Origin of the sequence: Paenibacillus crassostreae (genome assembly GCF_001857945.1) — a bacterium.
GTDB classification, from domain to species: domain Bacteria; phylum Bacillota; class Bacilli; order Paenibacillales; family Paenibacillaceae; genus Paenibacillus_AQ; species Paenibacillus_AQ crassostreae.
In genome coordinates this window covers 2,576,665-2,590,913 of the sequence record NZ_CP017770.1, presented here as the reverse complement: position 1 = coordinate 2,590,913, position 14,249 = coordinate 2,576,665, and the positions used below count along the sequence as shown (strand labels likewise).

The 14,249-nt window shown below is 38.9% G+C and carries 17 protein-coding genes and 1 tRNA gene; 2 read left to right on the top strand and 16 right to left on the bottom strand.

The genetic code is table 11. The features are described from left to right. Positions 1-3: 3 nt before the first annotated feature. From opp4C to rpsF, 6 genes are all read right to left on the bottom strand, one after another. Positions 4-900, bottom strand: a complete 897-nt coding sequence (gene opp4C, locus LPB68_RS12075; protein WP_099458727.1) for an oligopeptide ABC transporter permease — start codon at positions 898-900, stop codon at positions 4-6. A gap of 39 nt (positions 901-939) precedes the next feature. Then, a complete protein-coding gene (locus tag LPB68_RS12070) occupies positions 940-1,902 on the bottom strand; it encodes an ABC transporter permease (RefSeq protein WP_068660855.1) in 963 nt (320 codons plus the stop codon). A gap of 84 nt (positions 1,903-1,986) precedes the next feature. Then, positions 1,987-3,753: an ABC transporter substrate-binding protein gene (locus tag LPB68_RS12065; RefSeq protein WP_068660857.1), complete on the bottom strand. Its 1,767-nt coding sequence runs from the start codon at positions 3,751-3,753 to the stop codon at positions 1,987-1,989. Positions 3,754-4,311: 558 nt separating this feature from the next. Then, positions 4,312-4,584, bottom strand: coding sequence for a 30S ribosomal protein S18 (gene rpsR, locus LPB68_RS12060; protein ID WP_068660859.1), 273 nt, complete (start codon positions 4,582-4,584; stop codon positions 4,312-4,314). 21 nt (positions 4,585-4,605) lie between these two features. Then, a complete protein-coding gene (gene ssb, locus LPB68_RS12055; protein ID WP_068660861.1) occupies positions 4,606-5,094 on the bottom strand; it encodes a single-stranded DNA-binding protein in 489 nt (162 codons plus the stop codon). Positions 5,095-5,141: 47 nt separating this feature from the next. Beyond that, entirely contained in the window at positions 5,142-5,426 is a 285-nt protein-coding gene (gene rpsF / locus LPB68_RS12050; RefSeq protein ID WP_068533934.1) for a 30S ribosomal protein S6, read from the bottom strand. Positions 5,427-5,633: 207 nt separating this feature from the next. On the opposite strand from rpsF, the gene LPB68_RS12045 reads away from it, so the two are divergent. After that, positions 5,634-5,840, top strand: a complete 207-nt coding sequence (locus tag LPB68_RS12045) for a YjzC family protein (RefSeq protein ID WP_068660863.1) — start codon at positions 5,634-5,636, stop codon at positions 5,838-5,840. Between the two features lie 377 nt (positions 5,841-6,217). On the opposite strand, the gene LPB68_RS12040 is transcribed toward LPB68_RS12045, so the two are convergent. The 4 genes from LPB68_RS12040 to LPB68_RS12025 form a co-directional block, all read right to left on the bottom strand. Further along, a tRNA-Ser gene (locus tag LPB68_RS12040) sits at positions 6,218-6,308 on the bottom strand. A gap of 108 nt (positions 6,309-6,416) precedes the next feature. Continuing rightward, positions 6,417-6,638 (bottom strand): DUF951 domain-containing protein, encoded by a 222-nt coding sequence (locus LPB68_RS12035; protein WP_068660865.1) that lies wholly within the window; start codon positions 6,636-6,638, stop codon positions 6,417-6,419. 4 nt (positions 6,639-6,642) lie between these two features. Beyond that, positions 6,643-7,554 carry a mechanosensitive ion channel family protein gene (locus tag LPB68_RS12030; protein WP_232510301.1) on the bottom strand — a complete coding sequence of 304 codons (912 nt, stop codon included), beginning with the start codon at positions 7,552-7,554 and terminating at the stop codon, positions 6,643-6,645. A gap of 15 nt (positions 7,555-7,569) precedes the next feature. Further along, on the bottom strand, positions 7,570-7,824 hold the full coding sequence (locus LPB68_RS12025) for a putative Se/S carrier protein (protein WP_068660869.1): 255 nt from the start codon (positions 7,822-7,824) through the stop codon (positions 7,570-7,572). 168 nt (positions 7,825-7,992) lie between these two features. Here LPB68_RS12025 and yyaC point away from each other — a divergent pair, with 168 nt between their 5' ends. Then, entirely contained in the window at positions 7,993-8,598 is a 606-nt protein-coding gene (gene yyaC, locus LPB68_RS12020) for a spore protease YyaC (protein ID WP_068660872.1), read from the top strand. Here the strand turns inward: yyaC and LPB68_RS12015 are convergent. The 6 genes from LPB68_RS12015 to rsmG form a co-directional block, all read right to left on the bottom strand. Continuing rightward, positions 8,573-9,073 (bottom strand): DUF4446 family protein, encoded by a 501-nt coding sequence (locus tag LPB68_RS12015; protein WP_068660873.1) that lies wholly within the window; start codon positions 9,071-9,073, stop codon positions 8,573-8,575. The genes yyaC and LPB68_RS12015 overlap by 26 nt on opposite strands. Positions 9,074-9,106: 33 nt before the next feature. Beyond that, positions 9,107-10,279, bottom strand: a complete 1,173-nt coding sequence (locus tag LPB68_RS12010) for an aminotransferase class V-fold PLP-dependent enzyme (protein WP_068660875.1) — start codon at positions 10,277-10,279, stop codon at positions 9,107-9,109. A gap of 171 nt (positions 10,280-10,450) precedes the next feature. Beyond that, complete coding sequence (locus LPB68_RS12005; RefSeq protein ID WP_068660877.1) at positions 10,451-11,305, bottom strand: ParB/RepB/Spo0J family partition protein; 855 nt, start codon at positions 11,303-11,305, stop codon at positions 10,451-10,453. After that, on the bottom strand, positions 11,298-12,059 hold the full coding sequence (locus LPB68_RS12000) for a ParA family protein (RefSeq protein ID WP_068660879.1): 762 nt from the start codon (positions 12,057-12,059) through the stop codon (positions 11,298-11,300). Before LPB68_RS12000 ends, LPB68_RS12005 begins: the two co-directional genes overlap by 8 nt. A gap of 167 nt (positions 12,060-12,226) precedes the next feature. Beyond that, complete coding sequence (gene noc, locus LPB68_RS11995) at positions 12,227-13,045, bottom strand: nucleoid occlusion protein (RefSeq protein ID WP_068660881.1); 819 nt, start codon at positions 13,043-13,045, stop codon at positions 12,227-12,229. Positions 13,046-13,523: 478 nt separating this feature from the next. Next, positions 13,524-14,246, bottom strand: coding sequence for a 16S rRNA (guanine(527)-N(7))-methyltransferase RsmG (gene rsmG / locus LPB68_RS11990; protein WP_068660883.1), 723 nt, complete (start codon positions 14,244-14,246; stop codon positions 13,524-13,526). Between the last annotated feature and the right edge of the window lie 3 nt (positions 14,247-14,249).

Genomic DNA, 14,249 nt, shown 5'->3' with positions numbered 1-14,249 from the left:
GCCCTATTTCTTCATTTTGGGATCCAGGGCATCACGAAGGCCCTCACCAATCAAGTTGATTGCAACAACCGTTATAAGAATACACATCCCTGGCGGAATCCATAACCATGGTCTTTTACGGAAATCGATCATATTGTTAGCAGCTGAAATCATATTACCCCATGATGGGGTTGGAGGAACTACACCAATTCCTAAGTAACTCAGCGCTGATTCATAAAGAATAGCTCCTGCTACTCCCAACGTTGCCCAAACAATAATAATAGGAACCACATTAGGGAGTAGATGACGAAAGATTTTACGACGATCTCGTAATCCTAGAGCTTCTGTAGCTTGCATAAATTCCGTCTCCCGCAGAGATAGGATCTGCCCCCGTACAAGTCGTGAGACACCCGTCCAACCCAAGACCCCAATGATCAACATCAGGAAATAAATCCGATCGCCGGAATCCACTTTAAGATCCGATAACACGGCACCTAGAATGATTAGAATGGGTAGTGTTGGTAGTGACATGAATATATCAGCGATACGCATAATAATGGTATCAACTGCTTTACGGTAGAATCCAGCAAGAGCACCTAAGACTACTCCAATCGTTACCGATATTGATGTCGCTATGATCCCAACCCTTAAAGAAATTTGACCCGCAAGCATGACTCTCAATAGAATATCTCGACCTAGTTTATCTGTACCTAACCAATGATCCTTATTAGGTGCCAAATTCTTATCAGCAATGGTGATATCATCTAAGCTATAGGGAGATAACAGCGGTCCTACAAAGCTAAGTAAAAACATAAATATGAGTATAATAAGCCCCATGAATGCTAACCGATTGTTTACAAAGCGACGCATCGCCAATCTCCAAGGAGAAGCTGGTGCCTTTACAGGAGCCTGTGCATTCATCTCTAAAAGTGTTACGTCTACGGACACATTAATCTCCTCCTACTTCAAGCGAATTCTTGGATCTGCCACACCATATAGTACATCAGAGAGCAGATTCCCCAGCAAAGTTAGTGCCGCAAGGAATATCGTGAATCCGAGCATAAACGGATAGTCACGCATACTGATTGATCCTAAATATATCTGACCAATCCCTGGCCATATGAATACCTTCTCCAGTATAATTGCGCCACCGAACAATGCAGGTAGTTCAAATCCGAGTAAAGTAATCGCTGGAATCATCGCATTACGTAGGGCATGTTTAAAAATAACCGTTCGTTCCTTCAACCCTTTCGCACGGGCTGTCCGAATATAATCCTGACGGATCACTTCCAACATCGAGCTTCGGAAATAACGCGTAAGGCTACCCGTACTAATCATAGTTAATACTAGGGTAGGTAGTAACATGTGATGAGCTACATCCATGATATATTCCCATCCAGTAGCCCCAAGTCCAGCCGTCGTCATTCCCCCCACAGGAGTAATTCCCAGATTTAGACTAACGATTAATATAAGTAGAAGTCCTATGAAGAACGAGGGTAGTGACATCGAAATAAAGATGAGTAGTGTAATGATTTTATCTAAAAATGAGTGTTGAAATTTAGCTGAGAAGACCCCAGCAAATATGGCAATAATCCAACTTAACACTAGACTTGTAAAGGCAATAATAACTGAATTCCATACATACGTATTAATGACCTTAGTAACAGGTTTCTTATGCTGCATTGAATCACCCATATCACCTACAGCCATATTCCCTACCCAGTCAATATAGGCCTTGCCGATCGGCTTATCTAGACCGTATATTTCACGAAGCTGTACCTCTTTCTCTGCCGTCATATTAGGTGAGGCCTTCGCCGTAATATAATCACCTGGAACCATTCGGGAAATTCCAAATACAATAATAGTAATACCTATTAGCGTTGGGATCATTTGCAGCAGTCTACGAAATATGTACTGCCTCATAGTATTCCTCCTAGCTTCATAATAGGATATGCTCAGCCCTTATGGACTGAGCATATATCCTTTATTCTATTGTTTACTAGTATACTATTGGGCAACTTCTACTTGGTTAAGGCTAAAAGTAAAGTGTTTATATGGGGTGAGATCGAATCCTTTAATTCTTCCGTTAATAGCCCACATATCTCTTCTTTGATACATGTAGATGTAAGGAAGATCTGCATTTAATTCTTGATACATCTCTTTGTAGATTTCTTTACGTTTTGCTTGATCTAGTTCAACTTTACCCTTTTTCATCAACTCATCCACTTTAGCATTGGAATAACCGATATCGTTTTGTGCTCCATCCGTAATATACACGGTGTTGTCTGGATCTGGAGTTAACCCCCAAGCTGCGAAGTACATATCAAAATCTCCTTCATCCTTTTTAGCCATGATCGCATTGAAATCAAGTGTTTCAGGAGAAAAATCAAGACCTAATTCCTTATAATTCTTCGTCATAATTGGAAGCAAGGCATCTACAACCGGATTCTCTGCTGTAGCAGAGAAATCAATCTTGAATTTCTCTCCATCCTTCTCGCGAATACCATCGGATCCAACAACCCATCCGGCTTCATCTAAGAGTGTTTTCGCCTTTTCGATATCGAAATCATAAGTCTCAACACCTTCATCTGTATAAGCCCAGCCTACTTTGGATTCAGGAACGTTGATAACATCTGCAAAGATTCCATAGACACCTTCTACAATATCCGCACGATTAAGACCGATGGTAAGAGCCTGGCGGACTTTTACATCTGAGAATTTAGCTAATTCATGATTAAAGGCAACATATCCATAACCATTCGTCGGATATATATTCACATCTAGGAATCCTAATAATTGCAATTCTTCTACATTATCTTCATTAACTGTAACCATATCCATATCGATCTCACCCGCTTGTAACATCGCAAGCTTCGTATCATCAGTTGTCACCTTATAGATCAAATTCTTAATTTTAGGAGCACCATTGAAGTAATCTGGATTTGCTTCAAATACAACTTCTTGCCCTGCCGCATAGCTCTTAAGAATATATTTACCAGTACCAATGGGTTTGTCATTTAATTCTTTAATGGAATCTAATTTACCAAAGGCATAACCTTTACCATAGTAAGCTTCAGGTACGAATTCAATAATACCTAATGAATCTTTTGTTGTAGCTGTAATTTCAGTAACATTAATTTCGATGGTGTTGTCGTCAATGATGGTTACGCCGGAAATGTCTTTAGATTTGCCATCCTGGAATTCCTTTGCACCTGCAATATTTAATGACAGGATGTCTGATTCACCATCATATGTTGGGTCGAGATATACTTTCAATGCGAACAAGTAATCATTCACTGTGACAGGTGTTCCATCACTATACTTAACACCTGGTTTTAATTTAAATGTATATTTCAAGCCGTCTTCTGATACCTCAACGCTCTCTGCAAGACTTTCTTTGAACGTCCCATCTCCTTGAACTTCTAAGAATGAATCAAATACAGTTTCTACAACATATTTATCATATACTGTAGACCAGAAGAATGGACTGAATGTACCATTGGGTGCTGTCATACCAACAATGAGTGTGTCTGTACGATTTACAGCTGGAGCTGGATTAAGGGATAGATCACTAGCAGGGAATATCCCATCATTCTTACCCGCTTCTGTTTCAACCACTTCCGTTGGCTCGGTCTCTGCTGGCTCTACCGTTTCCGTAACAGTTGCTGGGGGAGTTTCCTCAGCTGGTGCTACCGTATTATTTCCTGCACATGCTGACAGAATGGTGATCATAACCAAAAGAATTAGCATCATACTTGATAATTTCTTCTTCAAAGTAAATCCCCCTTTAGATTAATTAACTAGGCTCAATCTTTTGTACATAGGAAATAACCAAAATGCTAATCAATCACCCTCCTAGGATTATTTTGAAAATCTGTAACCATTCCTCATAGATGATATTCATGTTGGTAGATTATTACTACTCTTATTGACAATAGTTACAACGCTGCAATAGTGCATTAAAGCTTCACCGTGTAATATACCTATGGTCAATAATAGTTATCAGGAAATTATTCCCTCTTAAATTAATGTAAATCATACAATGTTATAATAACTCACGTCAATCTATTTTTTACGAAAGTATTTATTTTCAATTATTTTGCAATTCATCTATGTATTATCATTATTATTTCACAAAATTTCATTTAATTTCAGTATAATTTCATAAATCCCAGTTTTTATTAATTTATATCTAACATCACCATGATCATCTTCGTAATAAACCATCACATAAATGTTATATTACCTGACATTGGTTAATGAATAAACTTCTTTTTGAAACGACAAAAAGAGACAGCTGCATAAGCAACTGTCTCTTCTATTTATACTCTACTATTCAGTAGTGTATGGCAACAAAGCGATTTGACGTGAGCGTTTGATTGCAATCGTCAATGCACGTTGATATTTTGCACTAGTACCTGTTACACGACGCGGCAAAATCTTACCACGTTCGCTAATAAATTTCTTGAGCAAATCTATATCTTTATAATCAATGTGAGTAATTTTGTTGGCAGTAAAGAAACAAACTTTCTTACGTTTATTACGTCCACCACGGCGTGCCGGTCTCTTATCGTTATCGGCAGATTCTCTTGGTTTAAAAGCCATGCTAGTCAGTCCTTTCCATATTTAAAATGGCAAATCATCATCCGAAATATCTATCGGTTTTCCGTCATCGGAAAAAGGATCTTGATTATTGTTGTTGTTACTGCGTGAGACCTGGTTTCCACGTCCTTCGCCTCCATAAGAAGACTCTTCACGCGTTGCACTACTATTCCCACCACTTCCGCCTTCGCGGTTTGATGACTCCAAGAAACGAACATTATCGGCAATAATCTCAGTAACGTATACACGTTTACCTTCATTATTCTCGTAATTCCGAACTTGAATGCGTCCTTCAACTGCTGTTAAGCGGCCTTTACGCAAATAATTGGCGCAAGTCTCTGCAAGTTGTCTCCAGGTTACGATTGGAATGAAATCCGCTTCGCGTTCTCCGCCTTGTGCTGTAAATTGACGATCTACAGCAAGCGTAAATTGCGTTACTGCTACCCCTGAAGGCGTGTAACGTAATTCTGGATCCTTCGTTAATCGGCCGATCAAAATGACACGATTCAACAATGTAAGTCCCCTCCCTCAAGCGATTTAACTACAAAACCGAAAATGAATTAAGCTACGTCATTGGTAATGAGATAACGAATTACTTCGTCAGAAATCTTCATAAGACGCTCAAGTTCATTAATAACTTCTGGTGTACCGTTGAAGTTAACTAGAACGAAAGTACCATCATTGAATTTCTTGATCTCATACGCAAGACGGCGTTTACCCATTACGTCATGCTTTGTAATTTCTCCACCGTTGGAGATGATGCCTTGGAATTTTTCGACTGTAGCCTGAACAACATCTTGTTCAATATCAGGACGAATAATGTACATCACTTCATATTTGCGCATATTATTTCACCTCCTCATGGACTCACGGCCCCTGATCTATCGTCAGGAGCAAGGAACGAGCGTTAACTCGCACCTGATTAATATACCAAATTACCGGGTTCAATGCAAGTTAATCTTCAACTTGTCCAAATTGTTGGACACATGATTCTTATCATATGGTACACACTAATAACGTAATTCATTTTTTACTTCTAGGAGGAATGATGAATGGGTGAAAAAACTGAATTTAGAGTTGGAGACAGAGCCCCCAATAATGGTCATTACATGGAATTTGGAGAAAGTTTAGACACACCTATCGTTGACCCTAAACATGTTACATTGCGTAAGGGAGATCGTTTCCCTAACACAAGTAATCAGAACCGTAAATGGAAAAAGGTGAATAAGGGAAAATCGCATAATCATTATGATAAATAATTTTTTTGCCGTTCATGTATAAGCTTTAGCAATCTGGCCATAATATTATCAAGCGGTGCATGAGAGAGGTGTGGTTCCGTTGGACTTGATAAGTCAAGCAGATTCAGACACTGACCCTATATATGGTTAGTATCGATTTCTGTGAGGAATATAAGTAAGAAAATAGGGTAAAGCTTATGTTTTCTTGTATTTCGAACAAATCACCGGAAATCTAATGTTTCACTGTTCATGTGAATGAAGAATTCCTAATCGTCAGCACCGCTGTCACAAGAAGGATCCTAACGGGTCCTTCTTTGGCTTGTATAATAACACCTTTGTATATATTACCTAAAAACCCTCTGTGACGTTCCACAGAGGGTTGGTAATGATAATAGTAATGGCGGAAAGAGTGGGAGTCGAACCCACGCACGCCTTGCGACGCCTAACTGATTTCGAGTCAGCCCCCTTAGACCTCTTGGGTACCTTTCCGCAGCATGATTGATTATACTGGAATAGACCTAAAAAAGCAACAAGCAGAAACGGCTATGCCGTCCTTCTTCAAGGAGTTTATCCTTCCGAGCTTAGTGATACTTCGTATCAATTTAAGGTATCCGTCTCTGCTGTTGGAATTGTCGAACGGAGAACCTTCTTCATGTTTTTTTCAAACTTCATACGAGGAATAAGTACACTATGTTGGCAGCCTACACATTTAATTCGAATATCCATTCCCATCCGAATAACTTCCATTTCATTACTCCCACATGGATGCTGCTTCTTCATCTGTACAATGTCTCCCAATTGAAATACTTTACGCTCCATTCTCTTACCCCTCTCCACCTACTGTATCTATAGTTAGTTGATCAGCCTTAGCCAATTGTAAAGATTCATCTTCCTCAATAGCCTTCTTAATTCCCGCATGGATCTGACGCTCTACTTCATCACGCGTATTAGGTAGACAATCCGTCACGATACGAATCACGTATTCGCTTGTACTCAGTGATTGAACGCCAAGCACATCGGGTTTGCCAATCATTTGTGGACTATATTCATTTATATGCTCCATCGCTTCCTGTATCAGTTGAATTGAATCCTCTAGATTGCGTTCATTCTTCATAGGAATATCTACTATAGCCATTGCGTTAGATAAAGTGAAATTGGTTACTGTCAAAATCCCACCATTAGGTAAAATATATACTTCACCTGTATGACTAACAATACGTGTAGTGCGAAGACCGATTAACTCCACCGTACCCCTGAAGGCACCTGTCTGGATAACGTCGCCAACAGCAAATTGATCTTCTAATATGATAAAGAATCCTGTGATCACATCTTTCACCAGACTTTGAGCACCAAATCCAATAGCTAAACCAAGAACTCCCGCTCCTGCAAGCAGGGGTGCTAATTGAAAGTTAAATTCAGATAACACGATCAGAATCATGATGAAATTACATGCCACTGAAGTTACATTCTTTAAGAGTCCACCGACTGTCATAAGCCGACGTGGATTCATTCGTAGTTTACTATTCTCCTGATGTGCCAAAGTACGATCAATCACTTTATATACAATCTTAATAATCAATTGACTCAGTAAGAAAATAATAACAATCCGAATACCAGCAACAAGGACTGACATCCACATATCAACATCTGTGAACCAGTTCCATATCTTATCTTTAAATTTCAAAGCCTCTTCAATGGCTTCTCCTGTGTTCTCAATCTCAAGTAAGTTATTCACCAGCTTATGCTCCCCCTACCTCTCGATGATTTCATAATGATCCAAGTTGTTCTTTTTAAATATCCCGCGAATTTCAACTTTCTCCTGTTCAATTATATTCTGAACAACAGATAACTCGCTTCCGGGAAAAAGAATAGATAAAGCACAACCTGCTGTCACATCCTTAGGTGTTGGGAACAAGTCTATCTCAATTTCTGCATATTCTAATAGCATTTCCGCTCTCAATGCTTGCTGTGTTGAATCAAATGCGATGAGTAGCCAATCATCCATCACATAACCCTCCAATCTTCCAATCCATTACTACCTCTATTATATGTACATTCTTTTATTAATAGTGTTGTATAAGGGTTTCTCACGTTCAGATCATCAATAGCGTATAAATTTCCTCTTTCAACCATATACTAGATACTACTATACTGTCGATGAAAGGAAGATCCTATGAGTTCTCCATCTAATCCATTCTCCAATCAACAACCCGCTTGCTTAAAAATACCACATACCGACCCTGAAATCCATTCAGCACTCACTCATCGATTACTCTTCCATCTATCCCAAGTGAAGGATTGGCAACCCCTAATCGTCGTCTGCGTGGGAACGGATCGTTCTACTGGAGATTGCCTTGGTCCACTCGTGGGCACGGCATTAACTCGTTATAAAAGCCATCTATTCCATATCTATGGAACTCTAGAGGAACCTGTCCACGCTGTCAATCTGCAAGATAAGTTATCTATGATTTATGATAGCTATCAGCAGCCTTATATCATCGGTATAGATGCTTGTTTAGGTCAATCCTCTAGTATCGGATGCATCCAGATTAATGAAGGACCTTTACTGCCTGGTGCAGGGGTAAAAAAACAATTACCGCCCGTCGGTGATATCCATATAACTGGCATCGTCAACGTAGGCGGCTTCATGGAATACTTTGTATTACAAAACACACGATTAAATCTAGTCATGCAACTATCTGATACGATCGCACTCAGCTTATATGCCGCAATTAAGGAATGGAAGACTCCGTCTACATTTTTTGCTTTGCGAGATTAATGGCTTCCTTCTCTTCATTAGATAGTGAATAGGATGAATCACCTTGTTGGAGTGGTTTCGCATAAATATAAGAATTATCTCGATTATAGATGGAAGTAAGAACAACCCCATCGGATTGATCATCAATCATTGCGACGGAGAAACTAAGATCACTTCCGCGTTCACCAAATGCATTATATCTGACAAGTCCAACATGTCCTTTGACAGATTGTAATTTTTCCATTGTATTCTCTAACGTCCCTTTTTGTTTCCCATGTTCATCTTCCAAACGATCAAGTTGTATTTTTAAATCGATGAGAAGACTTTCTAAATTATTCACCCCTGTTCCAGCCATCATCTGTTCATATCTACGGCGTAATTTATTTAACTTAGATAGCTGCGTGAACATTAAAGCCAGTAATACAAATACAATCAACATGATAATTCCGATATATAAGGCTAAGTTTTCCATGACTAAATCGTTTAGTTCTGACATTGATGATTCATTCCTTTTCTTGAAACTTGGACTTTATGAACTACATATTTGCTTTATCGCTCTAGCCAATTCATCCACTTCAGCTTCTGTTGTACTCAACCCTACGCTAACACGTACAGCACCACTCTTCTCCGTATGTATGGCATAATGCGCTAGTGGAGTACAATGGAATCCAGCTCTTACGGCAATGCCATACTCACGATCTAAGCGAAAAGCAATTTCTGATGAATCATATTTATCATGGACAAAAGAAACAATACCTGTTCGTGGTTGTCCCTGATCTGGACCTAATAGTGTAAGTTGGGGGATCGCCATCAACCCTTCCATCATCCGTTGAGTAAGACTCCACTCATGACTATATATCCACTTAGGCGTAAGTTCAATCACTTTTTTCACCCCAACAGTCAACCCTGCTAATCCCACTGTATTTGGTGTCCCTGCTTCATAACGATCAGGTCGAACAGACGGTTGTTCCTTCTCCTCCGATTGACTACCCGTCCCTCCATGGATTAACGGCTCTAGATCAACGTGAGGCCCTATATAAAGCCCTCCAGTCCCTTGAGGACCTAACAATCCCTTATGGCCTGGAAAGGCCATCATATCGACATTCATACGTTCTATATCAATATCTAGGATACCAGCGCTTTGCGCTGCATCAACCAAGAAAAGTGCCCCATGCTCATGTGCTAATCTACCCATCTCTGCAATCGGCAATATGCTACCCAATAAATTGGAACTATGAGTACATACTAGTAATCGTGTGGATTGTCTTAGAGCTTTTTCTACATCTCTCAGGTTCAATTCACCTTTCCCATTAACCTTTACATAATCAACTGTAATCCCAAGAGTCCTTTTCAAATATTCTAAAGGTCGGCGCACAGAGTTATGTTCCACCATCGTTGCAACAACATGGTCACCCTCTTGTAATATCCCCTTAATCGCCATATTTAGTGCAACAGTTGTGTTATGAGTAAAGGCAAGATCATTTGCATTATTCACATTGAATAATTTAGCCAATTGCATTCTACATTCAAATATCACGCGACTAGCTTTAACAGCCATAACATGGCTTCCTCTTCCAGGATTAGCAGCCGATTCCTCCATTGCTAACTGCATTGCCTGATTCACAGCAGGAGGCTTAGGCCACGAGGTAGCGGCATGATCTAAATATATGATGAGAATCCCCCCTGAAATGTAGAAAGACATATCCCTTTCCAATAATGGAAAACAAACTAGATATGTCCTTCTTCAACTACAATATTTTTAAACTTGTTGAATCAATTTCATACTCGCCTATGCAACTTAAATGAATACTATATAACGATCAGAACGGTTCATCCTACCTATATATAGTTACATTTAAATCGGTTTGATTAATTATGAAATTGATTCTTGTTGCAACAATTCCAACAGTCTTTCCAAGTCTTGTTTACTGTAATAGTTGAGCTCGATTTTACCTTTATCTTTATTGTGCTTTATCTTTACAGTTGTTCTAAAACGATCACGTAATGATTCTTCTAGATGATCAATATATGGATCACTTTTCTTCGCTGAAGGTTTCTGAGTTTCAACAGGCTTACGGTCTAAATGTTTTACCGTTTCCTCCAATTCTCTTACACTCCATTCATGATCAACACATTGTTTAGCTAACTGTTTAATAACTACAGGATCTTTGATCCCCACGATTGCTCTGGCATGACCCATTGATAATGTTCCACGTGAAACATATTCTTTCACTTCTTCAGGTAGTGCTAGTAAACGTAGGAAATTTGCGATATGAGATCTGGATTTGCCCACCTTGAGCGAGAGTTCTTCTTGCGTTAAAGAATACTGATCCATAATCCCTTGGTAGGCAACCGCTACTTCCATTGCATTTAAGTTCTCGCGTTGTAAGTTCTCGATCAATGCAATTTCCATAACCTGTTGATCACTAAAGTTGCGAACAACTGCTGGAACAGTAGCCTTTCCACAGTATTGAGAAGCTCTGAAGCGTCTTTCCCCTGCGATAATCTCATATCCCTTAAGCACGCTACGGACGATAATAGGTTGTATAACACCGTGTTGACGAATAGATTCCGCTAATTCTTGAATAGCTTCCTCTTTAAATTCCTTCCGTGGCTGATATGGGTTAGCACGCAGCTGACTTAATGGAATTTCAATAATTTTATCATCATCGTTAATGGAAAGTGATGGTATTAAAGCATCTAATCCCTTTCCTAAACGCTTACTCATAAGAAATCACTTCCTTCGCCAACTCTATATAGAATTCCGCTCCTTTAGAGCGTGAATCATACGTAATAATGGATTGACCATGTGAGGGAGCTTCGCTTAGACGAACATTTCTCGGGATAACCGTACGGTATACTTTGTCTTGAAAATACTTCTTAACTTCCTCTATCACTTGGATTCCCAAATTGGTCCGTGCATCAAACATCGTTAACAATACACCTTCAATTTGTAGTGACGTATTCAGTTGTTTCTGTACCAGACGGATCGTATTCAACAGTTGGCTTAGACCCTCCAATGCATAATATTCACATTGAATCGGTATTAACACTGAATCTGCAGCTGTAAGTGAATTGATCGTCAATATACCTAATGATGGTGGGCAATCTATCAGAATATAATCGTATTTATCTTTAACTAAATGCAAAGCTCTTTTCAACCGGAGTTCTCTTGATATCGTTGGAACTAACTCGATTTCCGCTCCAGCCAATTGAATAGTAGCAGGAATAATATGTAACCCTTCTACCTGTGTAGGAGTAATTGCATCATTGGGATGAATCTCATTAATGATAATATCATAAATGCAGTTTTCTACATCAGCTTTGTTTATACCAACGCCACTAGTTGTATTCCCTTGTGGATCAATATCAACGAGAAGTACTCTTTTTCCTAAAGTAGCCAAACTAGCTCCTAAGTTCACGGAAGTCGTAGTTTTTCCTACCCCGCCCTTTTGATTAGCTATGGCGATAATTTTAGACACTCATTTCACCTCAATGTATAATTGACTCTTCGTGTAGGTTGTGAGATATGTGTTTAACCACTGCTCATTCCATACGACCATAACTTCATCATTTAATCAGAACCGGAACTATATCTCTTCTTCACAGAGATATAATCGATTAACCCTGCCGTTCCTATTCCACTTACTCATGATCTTTTAGGAATCTGGATTACAATTTCATAATGATCTTCATGATCACTCTCTGTAGTCTTAATCGACATACCCGATCCAGACACCATATCAATAGACTGTCTAATCGTATTCAATGCAAGGCGGACATCTTTGGAATATGAAATACGCTTTGCCTTCTTAGTATGGGTAGACTCTTTATAATAAGCAACTCTAGCTTCTGTTTGTTTGACATTTAATTCTTTAGCGATCACTTCTGACAATAATTTAAGTTGTAATTCTTCAGTTGGAAGTGATAATAGTGCACGTGCATGCCGTTCTGTGATTTTTCGTTCCATCAATGCTAGTTTTACTTGTTCAGGAAGATGTAGTAGTCGGATTTTATTCGCAATCGTCGATTGACTCTTACCAAGTCTTTGGGCCAAGCTCTCTTGTGTTAATTGATGTAAATCAATAAGATTCTGATAAGCAACAGCCTCTTCGATTGATGTTAACCCTTCACGTTGCAAATTCTCAATTAGCGCGATAGACGCTGCCTGTGAATCGTTGAAATCACGGATGATAGCAGGTATAGTCTCAAGCCCAAGCTTTTTAACAGCTCGCCATCTTCGTTCTCCAGCGACAAGCTCGTACTTGTCATTACGGAAACGAACAACAATGGGTTGAATAACTCCAAGAGTTTTAATCGTCTGACACAGCTCGTCTATCTTACTATCGTCAAAGATAGTTCGCGGTTGATAAGGACTTGAGACAATGTCCTCAACCGGAATTTGTTTCACTTCATCTCCATTATTCCGTTCGGTTAGTCCAAATAACTTAGAAAATTGTTCTTTCATTCCGTATATTACCACCTAGTTTCATAATAGTACTGAATCAATCTTGGATTATCTGAGAATCATACTCCGCAAGGATTACAGCACCTTCTAAACATGATACAAAGCATAAACGGGTTCACTGAACTTTGTATATTTATGGACATTCTACTGTTTGTAAGGGTCAATCTTCCGCTTAATATCGTAAGAAGTGCCTGTCTAACCTATTCTATCACTTTTTCTGATATAATCCTATTCTATCAGACTCATTTTTTCTATTTATTATTGCTCATTTATCGAGAATTGTATTTGTAATAAGCAGAGTATCAAGAATCAATTTCATAATTACGCAAATCGATTTAGATGCATCGACGATTATGAAATTGATTCAAGTGAAACTTATACTTTCATATCCTTTCAAAAAAAAGTTACCTCTCCTTATATGAAGGAAGGTAACTTTTATATTGATCATATTGTTTCACGTGAAACAATGTTTCTTTAACTATATAAGTGGCGACTTAGCTGCAACTCCCGGACTTCTCGGATATTTTTGGGGTGTTGCGGTTCTTTTTTGAACAATTATAATGTGACGCTCTGCATCTTCTACTGGAAGTGTGAACTTCTCAACCTTGTTAAGTTTCCCCTTTAGTTGTTTAAGACTATAAGAAGCTTCTTTAATTTCCTCAGTTGGATCACTACCCTTCATTGCAGCAAAAATACCATCAACACGTACAAAGGGTAAGCAGAATTCATTCAGCAAAGCTAACTTTGCTACAGCTCTAGCCGTGACTAAATCATAATGATCTCGATATCCTTGTTTATGTCCCCAATCTTCTGCTCTTCCATGAATAAGTTCAACACCAGCAAGATTTAACTTTTCTACGATGTTCTTGAGAAAGGTGATTCTCTTATTAAGTGAGTCTATAATAGTCAATTGAATCTCTGGGAAACAAATCTTCAATGGGATGCCGGGAAAACCTGCGCCTGAACCAATATCAGCCAACGTCTTTATATGTTCCATCTCCATATAGAAAGAAAGTGAAACGGAATCGTAGAAATGCTTCGTGTATACCTGATCCCGCTCCGTAATTCCTGTTAAATTCATCTTTTCATTCCAATTGACCAATTCTTTGAAATACGTTTCAAATTGCTCTAATTGTAATTCATTTAATATGATTCCATGTTCTTGTAGACGATCAGCAAATAATTGTTGTATAGAGTCCATGAT

Coding starts and splice junctions, on each gene's coding strand:
- opp4C (WP_099458727.1), bottom strand. CDS start 900: ATGAATGCACAGGCTCCTGTAAAGGCACCAGCTTCTCCTTGGAGATTG.
- LPB68_RS12070 (WP_068660855.1), bottom strand. CDS start 1,902: ATGAGGCAGTACATATTTCGTAGACTGCTGCAAATGATCCCAACGCTA.
- rpsR (WP_068660859.1), bottom strand. CDS start 4,584: ATGGCTTTTAAACCAAGAGAATCTGCCGATAACGATAAGAGACCGGCA.
- rpsF (WP_068533934.1), bottom strand. CDS start 5,426: ATGCGCAAATATGAAGTGATGTACATTATTCGTCCTGATATTGAACAA.
- LPB68_RS12045 (WP_068660863.1), top strand. CDS start 5,634: ATGGGTGAAAAAACTGAATTTAGAGTTGGAGACAGAGCCCCCAATAAT.
- LPB68_RS12035 (WP_068660865.1), bottom strand. CDS start 6,638: ATGGAGCGTAAAGTATTTCAATTGGGAGACATTGTACAGATGAAGAAG.
- LPB68_RS12025 (WP_068660869.1), bottom strand. CDS start 7,824: ATGGATGATTGGCTACTCATCGCATTTGATTCAACACAGCAAGCATTG.
- yyaC (WP_068660872.1), top strand. CDS start 7,993: ATGAGTTCTCCATCTAATCCATTCTCCAATCAACAACCCGCTTGCTTA.
- LPB68_RS12015 (WP_068660873.1), bottom strand. CDS start 9,073: ATGTCAGAACTAAACGATTTAGTCATGGAAAACTTAGCCTTATATATC.
- LPB68_RS12010 (WP_068660875.1), bottom strand. CDS start 10,279: ATGTCTTTCTACATTTCAGGGGGGATTCTCATCATATATTTAGATCAT.
- LPB68_RS12005 (WP_068660877.1), bottom strand. CDS start 11,305: ATGAGTAAGCGTTTAGGAAAGGGATTAGATGCTTTAATACCATCACTT.
- noc (WP_068660881.1), bottom strand. CDS start 13,045: ATGAAAGAACAATTTTCTAAGTTATTTGGACTAACCGAACGGAATAAT.
- rsmG (WP_068660883.1), bottom strand. CDS start 14,246: ATGGACTCTATACAACAATTATTTGCTGATCGTCTACAAGAACATGGA.